This is a genomic window from Trinickia camelliae (genome assembly GCF_053525655.1).
Genome location: NZ_JBCHAA010000033.1, coordinates 16,620 through 32,886 on the forward strand (window position 1 = coordinate 16,620; position 16,267 = coordinate 32,886).

At 61.9% G+C, this 16,267-nt stretch carries 16 protein-coding genes and 1 pseudogene; 7 read left to right on the forward strand and 10 right to left on the reverse strand.

Annotated elements, in window-relative coordinates; genetic code table 11:
• The first annotated feature begins 12 nt into the window (after positions 1-12).
• Positions 13-963: an AraC family transcriptional regulator gene (locus tag AAHK20_RS32680; RefSeq protein WP_449185651.1), complete on the forward strand. Its 951-nt coding sequence runs from the start codon at positions 13-15 to the stop codon at positions 961-963.
• Between the two features lie 71 nt (positions 964-1,034).
• Here the strand turns inward: AAHK20_RS32680 and AAHK20_RS32685 are convergent, their stop codons facing one another.
• Positions 1,035-1,874, reverse strand: coding sequence for a TlpA family protein disulfide reductase (locus AAHK20_RS32685; protein WP_449185652.1), 840 nt, complete (start codon positions 1,872-1,874; stop codon positions 1,035-1,037).
• Positions 1,875-2,037: 163 nt separating this feature from the next.
• Here AAHK20_RS32685 and AAHK20_RS32690 point away from each other — a divergent pair, with 163 nt between their 5' ends.
• Both AAHK20_RS32690 and AAHK20_RS32695 read left to right on the forward strand, forming a co-directional pair.
• Complete coding sequence (locus AAHK20_RS32690) at positions 2,038-2,577, forward strand: carboxymuconolactone decarboxylase family protein (RefSeq protein ID WP_449185653.1); 540 nt, start codon at positions 2,038-2,040, stop codon at positions 2,575-2,577.
• A 142-nt stretch (positions 2,578-2,719) separates the two neighbouring features.
• Positions 2,720-3,217: a DUF417 family protein gene (locus AAHK20_RS32695; protein ID WP_449185654.1), complete on the forward strand. Its 498-nt coding sequence runs from the start codon at positions 2,720-2,722 to the stop codon at positions 3,215-3,217.
• A 35-nt stretch (positions 3,218-3,252) separates the two neighbouring features.
• On the opposite strand, the gene AAHK20_RS32700 is transcribed toward AAHK20_RS32695, so the two are convergent.
• From AAHK20_RS32700 to AAHK20_RS32720, 5 genes are all read right to left on the reverse strand, one after another.
• The gene (locus AAHK20_RS32700; RefSeq protein ID WP_449185655.1) at positions 3,253-4,725 is read right to left on the reverse strand and encodes an efflux transporter outer membrane subunit; all 1,473 of its coding nucleotides are present in this window, start codon (positions 4,723-4,725) and stop codon (positions 3,253-3,255) included.
• Positions 4,726-4,745: 20 nt separating this feature from the next.
• Positions 4,746-6,320 (reverse strand): DHA2 family efflux MFS transporter permease subunit, encoded by a 1,575-nt coding sequence (locus AAHK20_RS32705; protein ID WP_449185656.1) that lies wholly within the window; start codon positions 6,318-6,320, stop codon positions 4,746-4,748.
• A gap of 29 nt (positions 6,321-6,349) precedes the next feature.
• Positions 6,350-7,441 (reverse strand): HlyD family secretion protein, encoded by a 1,092-nt coding sequence (locus AAHK20_RS32710; protein WP_449185657.1) that lies wholly within the window; start codon positions 7,439-7,441, stop codon positions 6,350-6,352.
• A 261-nt stretch (positions 7,442-7,702) separates the two neighbouring features.
• Positions 7,703-8,137, reverse strand: coding sequence for a MarR family winged helix-turn-helix transcriptional regulator (locus tag AAHK20_RS32715; RefSeq protein WP_449185658.1), 435 nt, complete (start codon positions 8,135-8,137; stop codon positions 7,703-7,705).
• Positions 8,138-8,255: 118 nt separating this feature from the next.
• The gene (locus AAHK20_RS32720) at positions 8,256-9,188 is read right to left on the reverse strand and encodes a LysR family transcriptional regulator (protein WP_449185659.1); all 933 of its coding nucleotides are present in this window, start codon (positions 9,186-9,188) and stop codon (positions 8,256-8,258) included.
• A 177-nt stretch (positions 9,189-9,365) separates the two neighbouring features.
• On the opposite strand from AAHK20_RS32720, the gene AAHK20_RS32725 reads away from it, so the two are divergent.
• Both AAHK20_RS32725 and AAHK20_RS32730 read left to right on the forward strand, forming a co-directional pair.
• A complete protein-coding gene (locus tag AAHK20_RS32725) occupies positions 9,366-10,250 on the forward strand; it encodes a 4-hydroxy-tetrahydrodipicolinate synthase family protein (protein ID WP_449185660.1) in 885 nt (294 codons plus the stop codon).
• Between the two features lie 198 nt (positions 10,251-10,448).
• The gene (locus AAHK20_RS32730; protein WP_449185661.1) at positions 10,449-11,582 is read left to right on the forward strand and encodes a porin; all 1,134 of its coding nucleotides are present in this window, start codon (positions 10,449-10,451) and stop codon (positions 11,580-11,582) included.
• Between the two features lie 111 nt (positions 11,583-11,693).
• Here AAHK20_RS32730 and AAHK20_RS32735 read toward each other — a convergent pair whose 3' ends face one another.
• A complete protein-coding gene (locus AAHK20_RS32735; RefSeq protein WP_449185662.1) occupies positions 11,694-12,446 on the reverse strand; it encodes a tetratricopeptide repeat protein in 753 nt (250 codons plus the stop codon).
• Positions 12,447-12,592: 146 nt separating this feature from the next.
• Positions 12,593-13,507 carry an alpha/beta fold hydrolase gene (locus AAHK20_RS32740; protein ID WP_449185663.1) on the reverse strand — a complete coding sequence of 305 codons (915 nt, stop codon included), beginning with the start codon at positions 13,505-13,507 and terminating at the stop codon, positions 12,593-12,595.
• A gap of 206 nt (positions 13,508-13,713) precedes the next feature.
• Here AAHK20_RS32740 and AAHK20_RS32745 point away from each other — a divergent pair, with 206 nt between their 5' ends.
• Positions 13,714-14,640, forward strand: coding sequence for an AraC family transcriptional regulator (locus AAHK20_RS32745; RefSeq protein ID WP_449185664.1), 927 nt, complete (start codon positions 13,714-13,716; stop codon positions 14,638-14,640).
• Positions 14,641-14,682: 42 nt separating this feature from the next.
• Here AAHK20_RS32745 and AAHK20_RS32750 read toward each other — a convergent pair whose 3' ends face one another.
• The gene (locus AAHK20_RS32750; protein ID WP_449185665.1) at positions 14,683-15,270 is read right to left on the reverse strand and encodes a transglycosylase SLT domain-containing protein; all 588 of its coding nucleotides are present in this window, start codon (positions 15,268-15,270) and stop codon (positions 14,683-14,685) included.
• Positions 15,271-15,974: 704 nt separating this feature from the next.
• Between AAHK20_RS32750 and AAHK20_RS32755 the strand changes: the two are divergent.
• Positions 15,975-16,049: pseudogene (locus AAHK20_RS32755) on the forward strand (P-II family nitrogen regulator); the annotation flags it as partial.
• A gap of 18 nt (positions 16,050-16,067) precedes the next feature.
• Here the strand turns inward: AAHK20_RS32755 and AAHK20_RS32760 are convergent.
• Positions 16,068-16,267 (reverse strand): hypothetical protein (locus AAHK20_RS32760; protein ID WP_449185666.1); only part of this gene is annotated, 200 nt, incomplete at its 5' end.

Here is a 16,267-nt window from a genome sequence, read left to right on the forward strand (position 1 = left end):
CAAGGATCGACCTTGTCTTCGCTCGATTGGCTTAGCCGCCTGCTCGTCATGATGCCCGTCAGCGGTCAACTCGAAATCCGCTGCGCCTTCGGCGCGCCGTGGCGCGTCACCTATGAGCGCTCCGCACCCGGCGAGATGCCCTATCACGTCATCGTCGGCGGGTCGGCGGTGCTGGAAAGCCCCGACGGCGCCACCCAACACCTCCAGGCAGGCGACATCGTGCTGCTGACGCACGGCTCGCAGCACGCGCTTCACGACGGCAGCGGCGTGCGCCCATCACCCGCGCGAAAACGCGAAATCTTCAATGTGGACGTCAGCGAAAATCGCGGCAAAGGCGAGCGTCTGGACATGCTCTGCGGCCGCTTCGTCCTCACGCCGCCGCATGACCGGCTAATGCGTAACTACCTGCCCGCGCTACTCGTCGTGCGATCCTCCGCGCACGGCGAGGACGCGTCGCAGCAGAACGCCACGTCGCGCCAGCTGGCAAGCCTCGTCGAATTGATGCGGACCGAATCGGCCTCGTACACGCTGGGCGGACATGCGATGCTGAACGCGCTGTCGGCAGCGCTTTTCGCGCTCACTTTGAGGATGGCCAGCGAATCGGGGGCGACGGATATCGGCTTGCTCGCGCTAGCCGGCCACCCGCGCCTCGCCCCTGCCCTGAGTGCGATGTTCAACGAACCCGCGCGCGCATGGACCCTCCCCGAGCTGGCTCAGCGATGCAATATGTCCCGCGCGACTTTGGTTCGCCACTTTCGCGACAAGGTGGGATGCTCTGTCAACGACTTGCTGACGGATATCCGCATGACGCTTGCGGCCAACGAATTGAAGAAGCCGGCCACGTCGACAGAAGCAGTGGCCGAGGTGGTCGGCTACCAGTCGCTGGCCGCCTTCCGGCGTGCGTTCACGCAGCGCATGGGCATGACGCCCGGCGAATGGCGCCGCGCCGCTCAGGAGATCTAGCGAGCGGCACGACCACGGACTTATGCAGGCCGCCGCGTCAGCGCAACGAGCGGCCGCTAAAGACGCCTCGCTTATTGCGCCGCCTTCAAGGCGACACCGTCTCCAGCACGTAGCGCAGACGCAGGATACAAGCGCTCAATCGCCGCCTCGAAAGTCGCTTGCGATAGCCGACCGAGGTGCCGCTCCAGCAAACGCCCCGACGCATCGTAAAAGAGCGTGGTCGGATACGCCGTGGTATCGGTCGCCTTGGCGAAACTCAGATCGGGATCGAACAGTGAATTGCCGATCTGCAGATTCAGGCCCGCGAGGAAGTCATGGGCCGTTTTGGGCGACTCGCCCTGATTCACAAAGACCAGATCCAACCCCGCATACCTTGCCTGCGCGTTGGCCAGCACCGGCATTTCGTCGCGACATGGGCCGCACCACGACGCCCAGAGATTGACGATGAAAGGCTTGCCGTCGTGCGGCGGCAGGGCCTGTGCGCTGCCTTGAGCGTTGGCGAGCATCACCGTCGGCGCCATGTCGGGCGAGCGCAGCCGGTCGGTCGCCGCGTTTGCCGTGGTCCAGACGAACAAGCCGGCCACGGCGGCGATCAGCAACGGCCGCCGAACTTCCTTGCGGCGCGCGACGATGATCAGCACGGTAATGATGCTTGCCGCCACACCGGGCAAGGCATCGAAGCCGAGGTCCCTGGCGTCGAGCATCTTGAGGAGACTGCCTTCGTAGCCAGGCAGGTAATGCAAGACAAACGAGATGCGCGCGACGATCAAGCCGATTGCCACGCACGTGAATATCGCGGGCTCGACGTGCTTGCTTTGCTTGTCGACGAGCCAACCGGCGACGATGGCGACCGCGACGCTCACAAAGAAGATCGCCGGGCCAATGGGTAACGCAAAAGGTCCGATGTTCATACCCGAGGTTTAACCGTTGTAGTGCTTCGACATTATGAAGGCCACACGACCCAAAAAACCGAAGTGAGCCGATTGAGCATTCAGTTGAGCAATTTAGGACTTATCCGGCTCAACCAACCCATCTAAAGTGGAGACTCCTAACCCGCTGACGAAGGAGTCAACCATGAGCCGCATCACCGTACCCGCTGTCGCATCCGCCACCGGCGCCACCGCTGAAGTCTACGCACAGGTCAAGAAGGCCACCGGCGGCAGCGTTCCGAATCTGTTCGCCGCATTGGGCGCTCTCGCGCCCGCCACCCTCTCGACCTATTTGAATGCCGAGGGCGTGCTCGCCGCCGGCACGTTGAGCAAGCAGGATCAAGAGACGATCAAGCTGCTCGTCAGTGAATTGACCGGCTGTGACTACTGCCGTGCCGCGCATTTCATGCTGGGCAAGATGGCAGGCCTGAAGGCGGAAACGCTCAAGCAAATCATCGCGGGCGAGCCGACCGGCGACGCGAAGCGCGATGCGCTCGTGCGTTTCGTGCAGACCCTCCAGCGCACGAGCGGCACACTCAGCGCCGGCGCGTTCGAAGCGATCAAGGCGGCCGGCTACACGGACGCGCAACTGGTGGAGATCACGCTGGCGTACTCGCTGATCATCTTCACCAACACCTTCAACCGCATCAACGACACCGACGTGGATTTCCCGCCGGTCAAGTAAGGCGTCATGGCGCAGGCGTGTTTGATTCGGCGCCTGCGCCGTTGATTACCGACACTCGGCACACATGCCGAACCCACGAGCCGGATGTGCCGCGTACCGCTTGGCCATCTTCATCGCTGGATCAATCGATCGAGGACACATCATGAATACGCAACTCGCGCAATTAGCGCAATTCCGCGTCGCGGAGAGAAGCAACGGCTCGTATGGGCACCTGGCATTGCTGAGGTGGTCCATGGTAGCCATCTTTATTTGGTTCGGAATCCAGAAGTTCACGCCCTATGCGGCCGATGCCATCGCGCCGTTGATCCAGCACAGCCCGTTCATGAGCTGGCTGGGCGTCTTCGGCGTGCGGGGCGAGGCCCGCGTGGTGGGCACGATCGAGCTGCTGACCGCCGCGGCGCTGATCGCCGGCTCGGTGGTACCCGCCGCATCCGCGCTTGGCGCGGCGATGGCCAGCGCTACGTTCCTTCTGACGACGTCGTTCGTGTTCAGCACGCCGGGCATCACACTGTTCAGCCCGACGGGCTTTCCGATCATCTCGTCGTTGCTCGAGCAGTTTCTGATTAAGGACGTCGTGCTGCTTGCCGCGTGTCTGACGTTACTGGTGGCGTCGCTTGCGCCGCGCTCCAGGGCGGCATAAGACTTGCGCCGCCCTGCCGTGACCGCAAGCGCGCATCAACCTGGTTTGGCCGCGCTTACTGCTTGCGAGGCTGGCTCACGTTGGCCGCCGCTCTTTTGCGCAATCGCCGTATCGTCCGCACCGGCCTGCCAGCCGCCGCCGAGCGCGCGATAGAGCGCGACGGCCGCGAGCGCCCGGTCGCGCTTCGCGCGGTTCAGCGAATCGTCGTCGCGCAGATAGCTCTCCTGGGCGTCGAGCACATCGAGGAAGCTCGACGCGCCGCCCTTGTAAAGCTCGTTCGACAAGCGCAGCGCCTGGCTCGACGCATCGAGCGCGGAACCGAGGCGGTCCACCTCACCCGCCGAGCTCACGAGATCGCTGCGCGTGTCCTCGATGTCTTTCAGAGCGTTCAGCATAGCCTGGCGCAGGTTCAGTTCGGACTCGCGCATCTGACTCTGGCTCTTCGCAATGTCCGCATTGATGCGACCGGCGTTGAAGATCGGGCTGGTCACGCCGAGCGCGGCGCCGAACAGGTTGTTGGTCAGCGCAGGCATGCCGAGATAGGAAGCTGCGACCAGACTGTCGGTCAGGTTCAGCGAGAACTTCGGATACCACTCCGCTTTCGCCGCGCCGACTTCTGCCGCGCGCTGCTCGACGCCCGCATACGCTTCGCGCACATCGGGGCGGCGCAGCAGCGCTTCCGAAGGCAGCGTGTTCGGCGCCGACGTCTTCGGCACCGGAATGTCGCCGTTGCCGAACACGAGCGCGCTGACGCTTTCCGGCGTGCGGCCCGAATACACGGCGATCAGGCTCAACTGGTGCTGAATCGTCGACTGGACGCCCGGAATGCGCGCCTGCAGATCGCTCAATTGATTCTTTGCCCGCGCGACATCGAGATTCGTCGACAAGCCATACTGCAAGCGCTCCCGTGTGAGCCTCAGCGTGCGCTCGCGGATCTGCTCGTTGTCCTGCAGGATCTGCAACTCCGCTTGCGCCCAGCGCAGTTCGACATACGCATCGGCGGTGTTCGCCGCGAGCGCAAGCCGCAGTTGGTTCAGCGCTTCCGTCGTGCCCTTGACTTGCGCTTGCGAAGCGAGCAGCGCAAGACGTTCGCCGCCGAATACGTCAGGGTTCCAGCTCGCGGAGAGACCGAAACCGGTTTCCCGCACGTAGCCCGCAGGCGGCGGCACGTTCTCTCGTTGCGTGCTCGCGGTCCCGCTCGCATCGAGTTCCGGCAGCAGCGCCGCGCGCCGCACGGTAGTCTGCGCTTCGGCTTGCTTGACGCGCTCGACGGCGGCCTGCACGTCGAGATTCTGATTCAGCACCGACGTGACGAGATCGTGCATCACCGGATCGCCGAACTGCTGCCACCACGTATCGGCATCGACCGGATCTTTCGGCACGTCGACGTTGAATGCCGTGGGCGCCGTATGGGCAACCTGGTCCGGCAGGTTCGCGTGAGTGGCGGGCTGCACGGCGCAAGCGGCCAGCGTCAGGCTCACCGCAAGGGCAATAAGTGTCGATTTCATCGGGTTCATCTCTATGGGCCTCAATGGGCATCCGGCGGCGGCGCTGCACCGTCCATGCGGCGGGCGAACAGCGCACACGCGAACGCCACGACGAAGCAGGAGGCCACGGCGAAATAGGTATCGGAGAAGGTCAGCGTCAGCGCTTCTCGCATGGCGAGGTTGTTGAGATACGCGAGCCCCGCTTGCGGCGCGGTGAGCACGTCTCCCGCCACGGCGCCCAATTGGGTCGTGGCTCCAGAGATGAGCGATTCGACCACCGGACGCCCTTGCGTCACGTGCTCGTTCAAGCGCAGGTAGTGCAGATTCAGGCGATCGTTCAGCATGGTGTTGGCCACCGCCACGCCAATCGCGCCGCCGAGGTTGCGCATCAGGTTGAAGAGGCCGCTTGCCGAACGCAGACGCGAAGGCGGCAACGATCCCAACGCCATCGTGACGATCGGCGGAATACAAAACTGCTGACCGACGCCGCGCAAAATCTGCGGAAGCAGTAGCTCTCTCCATCCCCAGTCGCTCGTCACCGGTACATACAGGTAGCAGCCGAGACCGAACAGCACGAGACCAATGAGGTTCAGCCAGCGCAAGTCGACACGTTGCGCGAGCCTTGAATAGACCCCCAACGCCACCAACTGCGCGCACCCCACCGACAGCAGCGCAAGGCCAATTTGCAGCGAATTGAAGCCGCGCACGCGGGACAAAAACACCGGCGTCAGGAACACCGTGCAAAAGATGCCGATGCCCGTGATGAACGACAGCGCGGAGCCAATCGCGAAGTTGCGGATCGCGAGTGCGCGCAAATCGATGATCGGCTCGCGCGCCGTGAACGCGTGCACGAGGAACAGAAAACCGCAAATCGCCATGATCCAGACGCACACGAGGATCGTCGCATCGCCGAGCCAGTTCTTGCGAGGCCCTTCTTCGAGCACATATTCGAGGCAGCCGAGGAAGCCCGACATCAGCAGGATGCCGAGGTAATCGCCCTTCTTCAGCAGGCTCAAATCGGCCTTGTCGATGTGCACGTAACGCGGCACGAGCAGCGTCACGGCGAGCCCCGGCACCAGGTTCAGATAGAACAGCCAGTGCCACGACCATTGATCGGTGATCCAGCCGCCGATCACAGGCCCGATGGCCGGAGCCAGCGACGCGAGCGCCCCGATGGTTGTGGACGCAACGATGCGCTGCTTGCCCGGAAACAGCACGAAGGCCGTCGTGAACACGGTCGGGATCATCGCCGCGCCGAGCGCGCCTTGCAGCGCCCGGAAGATGATCTCCGTGTTCATGTCCCACGCGAGCCCGCACAGCATGCTCGTGATCGTGAAGCCGAGCGCGGAGCCGGCGAAGAGCCAGCGCGTCGAGAACACGCGCGTGAGCCAGCCCGACATCGGAATCACGATGATTTCGGCGATCAGGTAAGCGGTCTGAATCCACGACAGTTCGTCCTGGCTCGCCGACAACCCGCCGCCGATATCCTTGAGCGACGACGCCACGATCTGGATGTCGAGCGTCGCCATGAAGAACCCGAGACACATCAGCGCGAAGGCGAACACCTTCTCCGAATGGGGCATGTCCGCGGGGTTGGTTGAAACGCGTGAGGTCATGATCGAATCACCGTCCGTGCTCACTGTGCTCACTGCTCGCCCGCGCGCGCGCCGACCAGATGCACGTCGACCGTCGCGGACAATCCGGGCCGCAGGTAATCCGCGCCCTTCGGCGTATCGAGCAGGATGCGCACGGGCACGCGCTGTACGATCTTCGTGAAGTTGCCGGTGGCGTTCTCGGGCGGCAGCACGCTGAACGTCGCGCCGGTGGCCGGCGCGATGCTCTGCACCGTGCCGCGGATCGCGCCCGCATGGGCGTCGAGCAAGACGTCGACCGTATCGCCGTCGTGCATCTTCTTCAGCTGGTCTTCCTTGAAGTTCGCATCGACCCATAGGCCGCTCGACGGCACGACGGTCAGCATCGACGTACCGGCGCTCGCGAGCAGCCCGACGCGCGCCGTGCGGTTGCCGACGTAGCCATCGACGGGCGAGCGGATCGTCGTGTACTCCACGTTCAATTGCGCGAAGCGCTCTTCCGCCTGGGCCTGGGCGACGTGCGCCTCGGCGTCGGCGATCTGCGCATCGAGCACGCTCAATTGCTGCTTCGCCGCGAGCAAAGACGCATCGCTGCCGTCCACGGCGGCCTTTGCCTTCGCGAACGACGCGTCGGCTTGCTCGACGATTTGGTTCGACACCGCGTCGTCCTTGACGAGCTGGCGGTAGCGGACCTCGTCGGCGCTGCTGCGCGTGAGTTCCGCGTGCGCCGATGCGAGTCCGGCCGTTTGCTGATTGATGATCGCGAGCTGCAGCTGGCGCTTGGCCTTGAGTTCGTCGACCGTGGCCTGCGAGCTGTTCACTTCGGCGCTCGCTTGGGCGAGCTTGGCGTCGTAGTCGCGCGAATCGAGGCGAATCAACACCTGGCCCGCCGTGACACGCTGGTTGTCCTGCACCAGCACTTGATCGACAAAGCCCGTCACTTTCGGCGCAATGACCGTGACGTTGCCGCCTACGTAGGCATCATCGGTCGTTTCGATCCAGCGGCCGACGGCAAACCAATAGATGCCGGCGCCGCAGAGCACGGCCACCACGCCGAGAACGGCGATCAGCATCCAGGGAACGCGCTTCGTCGACGAAGCGGCCATGCCTCCGGCGGGAGAGGTTGGGATAGGTGTCGAGCTCATAGTTTATGTGTGTACGCACTTAATAAAGTGGAAGATCTCCGCCGCCTGACCGCTCTGCTGGTCGATGTGGCGATGGGTGAACGCATAGTACGTGTGCATACGCACCACTTCAATGCGACTGCTACAAGGAATTGTTGTTGCGGCGACAACTATCGCTAAGACAGTTCTGGGTTGCGGCCAGCTTTGCTGAGTATTGCGGGTGTGGAAACGCCATAGGAAGCCCCGCCCTATCGGCGTGCGAGGTGGACTACGGTTTTGAAACTATGCACATGAAACGTCGCGCGTGATACGGAAGAGCTCGCGTCTCAAACTGGCCGCCTGCTGTTGCCCGAAGCTGCGCTCGAAGCCTTCCTGCGCCGCGCGCCAGTGCGCGATGGCCTCGTCCAGCTTGGCGCGGCCGCGCTGCGTGAGCGTCACTTGAAGGCGCCCCTTGCTGTGCGCTTGGGACGACCCGGCGACGAACCCGTCTCGCAGCAACGGCCTGAGCGCGCGCACGAGCGTCGTCCTGTCCATCACCATGGCGTCGGCCAGCTCCACCATCGTCAAGCTCGGACTCTGCGCCAGCGTGCTGAGGATGCTGAATTGCGTCGGCGTAATGCCGGCCTCGGACAAGTGCCGCTCGTAAAGCTTCGAGATGTGCCGGGCAGCCTGCCGCACGGCGAAGCAATCGTCGATATCGGACGTTAATGTATGCATTTGCACAGAATAAGCGCCTATAAAAACCCGATCAATGTTCGCGTTTGCATCAGTTTGTCGCTGCAAGGACAAGAATCGAGCCGGCTGGCGGCCATCCGGGGGCCGGCCGTCCGGCTCGTTACGCGTGCTGCTCCGTCGGCTCCCGCTGCGCGGTTTTCATGTCGTCGAAAAACGCAGCCGCGTGGTCGATGAACGCCCTGACCTTGGCCGGCAGCAACGTGCGGGTGCTATAAGCCAGACGAATCTCGACCCCGCCGTCGACGATCTCGAACCCTTCCAACAGACGCACGAGCCGGCCGGATTTCAGTTCGGATTGGACCAGCGACGCCGGCAGCATGCCAAGGCCGAAGTGTTCGAGCACCATCTGCCGATTGAACACCGCGCTGTTCGACGCGATTTCGTACTTGAGCGGAACCGGCACGTCCTCTCCGTCTACCTTGAAGGTCAATATCGGTTTGCGCATTGCCGGCGGAGGCGTGATGAACAGATGGTCTGACAATTCCGACGGATGCGTTGGCGCCGCATGGGTTTCCAGGTATTGCGGCGAGGCAACGATCACGATCGGCATCCGCTCGAGCACCCGCGTGACCGCCGTGTCGGTGGTCAGCATGAAGGGCAGCACGATGCCGAGATCGAAGCCGTCCGCGACCAGATCGACGGGACGCTCGGTCAGCGTGACGTCGAGGTCCACCTTCGGATGCTTGCGCTTGAACGACGCGATGAGCGGCACGAGCCGGTTCACCGTCGCCGTCGTATGCGCGACGAGCCGCAGCACGCCGCTCGGCTCCAGACTCTGCGTCGACGCCGACGCTTCGAGCACTTCGAGGTCGTCGAGCACGCGGCAGCATCCGTCGTAAAAGCGCTCCGCCGCTTCGGTGAGCGAGATCTGCCGCGTGGTGCGATGAAAAAGCCGGCTGCCAAGGCGCTTCTCCAGCGCCGCGATTGCGCGCGACACCACGGGGGTCGTGAGACCGAGGTTGTCGGCCGCGCGCGTAAAACTCTTCGCTTCGACAACCGTACGGAAGATTCGAAGGCTATCGATATATTCCATGTGGCACCTTTAGCGAGTCGAACTGCCAGTATTGAATGAGGGTTGGGTTTACGCAAGCGTCAACCGGCCACCCATCGGATTTTTCCACGCGATGGCTGCTTTTTTTCACTACCTTTACGCGCCGTCGCTTACGCTGAGCCGGTATTGAAACCACCGGATTAATCCGCTCCGCACATCATGTATTCAGGCATCTGGTTGCCGATCATCACGCCGTTTCGCAACGGCAAAGTCGACATCGACGCGTTGCAATACCTCGCTGACACATATCTGCGCACCGAGATCAGCGGTTTCGTCGCCCTCGGCACAACGGGCGAAGCCGCATTGCTCTCGCTAAGTGAGCGCATCTCCGTTCTGCATGCGCTCTTCGATGTCGTCGGCGAGCAACTGCCGGTGCTAATTGGCTCCGGCGCCCCGGACACGCGCGAAGTGCTGCGTGAGATCGAGCTCTACGAACGCTGGAATTGCACCGGGTACCTCGTCTCTCCCCCGTCCTATGTTTGTCCCGATCAAGCGGGCGTGCAATGGCATTTCGAGCAGGTGGCGCAGGCGACTCAGCGCTCGATCGTCCTGTACGACGTGCCCCATCGGACCGGCGTCACCATCGCACCCGACACCGTCAAGGCTTTGCTTGCATACGACAACATCGTCGCCATCAAGGAGTGCGTGCCTAGCCACTTCTGCGAACTGGGCGGGCAGCCAATCAGCCTGCTGTGCGGCAACGACGATGCATTCGTCGATTGCTTGAGCGCCGGCGGAGCGGGCGGGATCTTGGCGAGCGCTCATGTTTGCGCGGACCTGCTCGTCGACGTTCTCTCGCTCATGAACGCGGACCGCGAAGCGGATGCCAACGCGCTGTTTTCGCGCATGAGCGCGATTTTGCGGCTGCTGTTTTCCGCTCCGAACCCGGCCGCAATCAAGGCGATGCTCGCCCTCGACCATCCAATCAGCGCCGAGACGCGGATGCCGATCGCCCCAGCATCAGCGGAATTGGTCGGGCGACTGCGCGACGCACGCGAGACGCTGCGAGCGCTGCGCGCCGACTGCGAGAACGCCGTCGTCTAGTTAAACACGGCCCGAAGTGACGGGCCTCCCCGCCTCCAATCGATTCCATTTCTTTACGCGAATTTTGCGGAAAGGGCCCATCTTTTTGGATGAATTGCAGGGGTGCGCCCCATAAAATCGTCGAGCTTTTTTGGGGGTGTGATAGGCGCCCCTATTCAATTAGAACCTTTGTTTAAGGCAATTCTGGAGTAACAGTCAGTGAAAAATAAAATTATCAGCGCGGCAGTGTTGTCCATCTTTGCCGCGACCGCTCATGCGCAAAGCAGCGTCACCCTTTATGGCTTGATCGACGCCGGCATCGTCTATACGAACAATCAAGGCGGCAGCAGCGCTTGGCAAGAGCAAAGCAGCATGCTGTCGAACGAGGTATGGGGGCTGCGAGGCAGCGAAGACCTCGGTGGCGGTATGAGCGCAATCTTCCGGCTCGAAAACGGCTTCAACCTCCAGAACGGCCAGACCACGTATTCGCACACGATGTTCGGCCGGCAAGCTTACGTCGGTCTGCAGAGCGACAAATTCGGCACGCTGACGCTCGGCCGCCAATACGACGCCGTAGTCGACGAACTCGGAGCGATTTCGCTAGCGAACAACGGCGACGGCAACAACTTGGCCGCGCATCCGTTCGACAACGACAACATCGACGATTCCTTCTATATCAACAACTCGGCCAAGTACGTGAGCCCGACGTACAACGGGTTGCAGGCCGAGGCGCAATACGGCTTCAGCAATGCCGCCGGCGGGTTTTCGAACAATCGCGCTTATAGCGTTGGCGCGACTTACAGCAACGGTCCGATCAACTTGGCAGCCGCTTACCTGCAACTCAATAACGGCGGCTTGACCTCAAGCGGGGCACTGACGAGCAACGACTTCGTGAGCTTCCCCGCCGCGCGGCAACGCGTCATGGGAGCGGGCGGCAACTACACCTACGGCCCGGCCGTGGTCGGCCTGCTCTGGACGCATACGCTGTTCGACAATACGCAGCCTGGCGCGAACTCCGTGATCGCACAGCCGTTCAACAGCCTGCATTTCGATAACTACGAGGTCAACGTTCACTATGCGGTGACCCCTTCGATCTCACTCGCCGGCGCATATACCTTTACTCAAGGCTCGTTTAGCAGCAGCACCGGCTCGGCAGATCCGAAGTGGCATCAAGTGACGCTGATGGCGGACTATTCGTTCAGCAAGCGCACGGACGTCTATCTGGAGGGTGTCTATCAGCACGCGTATGGCGCTGACGGCACCGCGTTCGAAGGTGCGTATATCAATGGCTTGGCGCAGTCTTCGACGAGCAATCAAATTGCGGCGACGGTGGGAATTCGGACGCGGTTCTAAGCGCTTGGTCGCTTAGCCGCTTAGCCGCTTAGTCAAACCAAGGATTGGTTGCAACATCGGCACATCGAGCTCGGTTACCCGAGTTCGATGTGCCGATTGCGTTAACGGGGATTATCGGCTTAGGGCAGCTTGAGCCCGCTGCAGCCACTCGCTGTTATGCTCGCGCGCATGGCGTGGCCAATGCTTGGCATCGTGCACGATCTCGGCGTATAGATCGCGTGCACGCTGGCGGTCGGCGTCGCCGGGCTGCGCCGCCAGCCAATCGGCGAACAAGCAACGGGGTGCGGCATCGCTTGCGCTGGCGAGCGCCGTTTCGAATGCAGCGCGTGTGCCCGGCGCCCCAATCGCGGCCAAGGCCCGTGCATACAGCAAGGCAGGCTCCGATTGCTGGCGGGCGACGGGATTGACGGCGAACAGCTTCTCCAGCGTGTCCTGCGTCGCCGAAACATCGCCGCTGGCAAACTGCGCACGCGCCAACCCTTGCAGTAAGGCCGGGTCGGATGAGAACGGCCCGCTGGCCGCCGCTTGGTAATGCTCCAAGGCTTCGGCGGCATTTCCCGCGTCGAGCAGCGCTGCGCCCAGCCGCATGCGATGCGCGACGGTCGGCGCGCGATCGAAATCCATGCGCGCCTCGCGCACTGCCCGGTTGGGATCGACGAACTGCGAGATGGCCCTCGTTGCTGTCATTGCTCCACGCGACTGGCGCAGAGAGGGCAAGTAAATGACAAAGAAGTAGACCAAACTGCCAAGGCCAGGAAAAAGAAACAGGATCAGCAGCCAGTACATATTCTGCTGGTTGCGCATGGCATGCACCGCAAAGAACAGCGCGATGATGACGTAAAGGCTGATTCCGAAAATGCGCATGTGCGAGAGGGTCGGTAGTGGTGCGTTGCCAGCGGCACGTCAGCGAAACGGCAAAACGCTATTGTGACAGAAGCGCATTGCGTTGACCGGCACCCTCTCACTGGTCGGTCACGACACCGTCGCTGCGGATCAACGACCCCTCGCGATCACCCGAGAAAGTCGTTGAGGTGTCGCACGGTATCGTCCGGTCGCTCGTCTGGAATCCAGTGCCCGGTATTGGGTAGCTTCAACACTGTCGCACCGGGCGCAGCCGTGCCAAGGAAAGCGACGAGAAACTCGTAGCTGATGCCACCTAGCCCGAGCACCGGGATAGTCAGCGGCGCATAAGCGCCAGCATCGGCAATGTCGGTTGCAAAGGAGGAGAACCAGCCGTTGGCCGCACGCAGCGCTTCCGCGTGGTCGTAAGCTGCGTGATAGACCGCGCGGTCATGCGCGGTGATTGCTGTCTTGTCGACTGCCAGGTAGTCGAACAGCCAATCCTGCACGATGCCGTAGCGGCCCGCGAACACTCGCTCCGACAGTCCGGAAATCTGGTTGAACGCGAACCACCACGGGTGTACAGCACGCGCAGGGTTCTCCAGATCGTAGGTGCCCGGCGCCGGAAGCAGCGGGATCTGCTCGAATACTGCGAACGGATGCGGCGAGTCCATCATCACCAGCTTACGCGTCGCCTCTGGGTAATTTGCGGCAAAACTGTAAGCCACCATCGCGCCGACATCGTTGCCGGCGATATTCACCGCACCCAGCCCAAGCTCGGATACGAGGGCGCGGATGTCGGATGCCATCGTCTTCTTGTCGTAGCCGTCGGAGGGTTTTTCCGAGCCGCCCATGCCTCGAAATTCGACGGCAAGCACGCGATAGCGTTCCGCAAGCCTCGGCAATACGCGGCTGAACTCCCACCAGGTCCGCGGCCAGCTCGGCAGCAGAATCAACGGTTCGCCGGTACCCCCTTCCACATAGTGCAGGCGGATACCGTTGACTTGCGCGTGAGCGCTCTTGAAACCAGGTAGCGTTGCGACGAGGTCAGCGTCTCTGACCGAGACAAATGATGATGCGGCCATAGGATTTCCTAGAACATTGTGTTGGCGTTGTTGGAAGAGGCTGGACCTGGCCGTAGACGGTATCGATCGCGTGCTGGATGAGATCTCTAGTCATGACTTGGCTCCTGACTTGCTGGTCTCATCATTGAAGCAATCTTTCGGAAGATAAACCATGTGCATAAGGTGCGATAACATAGCAATTCGTCTCATTTCGCCAAGATGCGGCCATGCATGCGTTAAACAGTTGGTTGAAGGCCGTTCGTGCCGACGGGCTGATACTGGCGCGTACGCGCATCGCAGGCCCGTGGGGGTTTGCCGTACGACCTAGCAATGCGGTGGTATTCCATTTCGTGGCGGAAGGACGCGCCTTCGTGCGTCAACCCGAGACGGAAAGCATGGAATTGCGGGCTGGCGAATTGATCCTGTTTCCGCGTGGTGACGCTCACGAAGTGGTGTATTCGGCACGAGGGAAGGCCGTGCCGTTGGAGGTGTTCCTCGCCAGGCGTGATGGCGTCGTTGACCGCGATCCCAAAGCCGTCACGTTGATATGTGGTCAGTTCAACGTGGATCTGCAACTGGCACTTCCCGCGTTGCGGGCGCTACCGCAGGCCGTATCACTGCGCGCCGGCATAGAAGCCGGATGTTCCCCGCTGAGCGACACACTGCGCATGCTCCGAAATGAAGTGGAGACGCCTAACTTCGGCAATCAGATCGTAGTGCGCAACCTGCTTTCATCGTTGTTCATCTACTTTATGCGCGAGTGGGCCAACACGACGTTTCCCACGGCCAACGACTGGTTTTCTGCCGTGCGCTCGCCGCACATGGCGCGCGCGCTCGCGCGCATGCATGAGGCACCCGAACGTGCATGGACATTGGAAGAACTCGCCCAGGAAGCCGGTTTGTCGCGGGCTGCTTTTGCGCGCAATTTCAGCGCCTCGGTGGGGGAGCCGCCACATAGTTATCTGACGCGTTGGCGAATGGGCGTTGCCGCGCAGTTGCTTCAGGAGACCAGTCTCCGGCTCACTGAAATTGCATCGCGTGTTGGGTATCGGTCGGAGTTCTCGTTCAGCCGCGCCTTCAAGGCTGCTCGCGGCATCTCGCCAATTCAGTACCGCCGCGAAGCGTCGAATCGGGCAGAACCATTGCCGATGTAAGGCTATTCACGGCAGGAATTGTCAGCATCGACCCGAGCCGCGTCACAAGCCGAGTTCCGCTTTCATCATGCTCATGCGATCGACGACACGCCGCGCATAGCCCTTGGCTCCCCCGCTATAGCGATATAGCGCGCTCTCAAGGTTTCCATCCGATTCCATCATGTAGTTATGCAGAATTTCCGACCCGATGCGGATATTCGTACGCGCGTCATTCAAATCGGAAGCGCGAAGGACGCGGTCTCTGTGCTGAGAGGGAAGCACTTGCATCAATCCCTTGGCGCCAACCACACTGACTGCATATCTGTCGAAACTGGATTCGACCGCAATCACCGCAAGCAGCAACAGCGGCGAGAGTGTGTAGCGCCCGGCTGCGTTCAGCACCGCCTGACCAATGTCCAAAGCGTCGGGCAACCTGACATGAAAGCGGGCACTCACGACAGTTGCGATTTCCTCTGCCGTTGGCGTGCTCTCGCTCGGCGCGTCGACAGTTGTGGGCGTCGGCAAAACCGGCGAATCAGCGGCATAACACCGTCCCGCAATCGATCCGAAGACCACGATCGCCAGCGCGACGGCAATACCGCGCAGCGAGAGCATTCCGCAGGTCGGCGCCAGACTGTATTGAACGCTCATGACTAAAACATCCGGAGCATCGGCCGTTCACGGGCTGGCGGGTAGATGCACCAGTTGCCGTCTCGATGACGAAAGAAGAACATTGCGACCGGTCCTGCCGCCCTCAGGGTCTCGACGCACACGTAACGTTGATCCAATGATCGCCGGGTCCTGAACTCTGTTACATGGACCTTGTCCCCAGGCGCCGGGCCGAGCCAGTGATCGACCATCAGGCGCAACGATTTTCCTGCGCTAGCCATCATCTTCTCCTTCGCAAAACGACCCGGCCTCGAACGGTGTCTCCACACGACCGGCCTACCACACCCGCCATCGAACCATTCTTATTACGATCATTCCGATTAGCATCGTTCTATAACGAATGATATGCGCTCGATCGATATTGTCAAGGAGACTAGGGAATTCCCTTGGAGATGCCGTGGCAGCAGCCGCTAGCGAACGATCGTACCGTTGCACCGCCTCTACGACGCAGAGATGCGGAGGATCCTGGGGCAGGAAGCGCGTCCATCGCGCGTTGGTACACCGGCCGGTGCTGCGACGCACCAAAGACGCTCACGCCTGCAACAAGTCAGGACAATTTGTGCACCAAGTCCAGCTTTCGAATTCATGCTGCGCCGATATAGCCCTTGGCACGTGAGTTGCATATGACGCTGACTCGTAGTCAAACGGTCGGTTCGGCACGACTGTGGCGAAGCGCAGTGGAGAAAGACGCGGCGATCTTCGCCACACCGATCGAGCAAGTGATTCGGATCCGCACCGGCGAGACCGGCGCGGACGTCCTGCAGATAATTAGACAGCGACTAGAGGAAACGAAAGATGCGCAAATTATTGATGTCCTTGTTGATGGCCGGTTCGCTCCTTGCGGGCGGCACCGGCGCCGCTCTCGCGGATGACGCGTCCGCGCCAGCCGCCGCTTCGGCCGCGACAGCGACCGTCGCAGCCGCACCTGACGCATCGGCGGCATCGGCTGCGGCCGCTCCCGCTGCGCCGACCGCGCCGT

Bases quoted from the DNA above. Each gene is read 5' to 3' on its own strand.
- AAHK20_RS32685 (WP_449185652.1), bottom strand. From the start codon at position 1,874: ATGAACATCGGACCTTTTGCGTTACCCATTGGCCCGGCGATCTTCTTT.
- AAHK20_RS32690 (WP_449185653.1), top strand. From the start codon at position 2,038: ATGAGCCGCATCACCGTACCCGCTGTCGCATCCGCCACCGGCGCCACC.
- AAHK20_RS32695 (WP_449185654.1), top strand. From the start codon at position 2,720: ATGAATACGCAACTCGCGCAATTAGCGCAATTCCGCGTCGCGGAGAGA.
- AAHK20_RS32700 (WP_449185655.1), bottom strand. From the start codon at position 4,725: ATGAAATCGACACTTATTGCCCTTGCGGTGAGCCTGACGCTGGCCGCT.
- AAHK20_RS32705 (WP_449185656.1), bottom strand. From the start codon at position 6,320: ATGACCTCACGCGTTTCAACCAACCCCGCGGACATGCCCCATTCGGAG.
- AAHK20_RS32710 (WP_449185657.1), bottom strand. From the start codon at position 7,441: ATGAGCTCGACACCTATCCCAACCTCTCCCGCCGGAGGCATGGCCGCT.
- AAHK20_RS32715 (WP_449185658.1), bottom strand. From the start codon at position 8,137: ATGCATACATTAACGTCCGATATCGACGATTGCTTCGCCGTGCGGCAG.
- AAHK20_RS32720 (WP_449185659.1), bottom strand. From the start codon at position 9,188: ATGGAATATATCGATAGCCTTCGAATCTTCCGTACGGTTGTCGAAGCG.
- AAHK20_RS32725 (WP_449185660.1), top strand. From the start codon at position 9,366: ATGTATTCAGGCATCTGGTTGCCGATCATCACGCCGTTTCGCAACGGC.
- AAHK20_RS32735 (WP_449185662.1), bottom strand. From the start codon at position 12,446: ATGCGCATTTTCGGAATCAGCCTTTACGTCATCATCGCGCTGTTCTTT.
- AAHK20_RS32740 (WP_449185663.1), bottom strand. From the start codon at position 13,507: ATGGCCGCATCATCATTTGTCTCGGTCAGAGACGCTGACCTCGTCGCA.
- AAHK20_RS32745 (WP_449185664.1), top strand. From the start codon at position 13,714: ATGCATGCGTTAAACAGTTGGTTGAAGGCCGTTCGTGCCGACGGGCTG.
- AAHK20_RS32750 (WP_449185665.1), bottom strand. From the start codon at position 15,270: ATGAGCGTTCAATACAGTCTGGCGCCGACCTGCGGAATGCTCTCGCTG.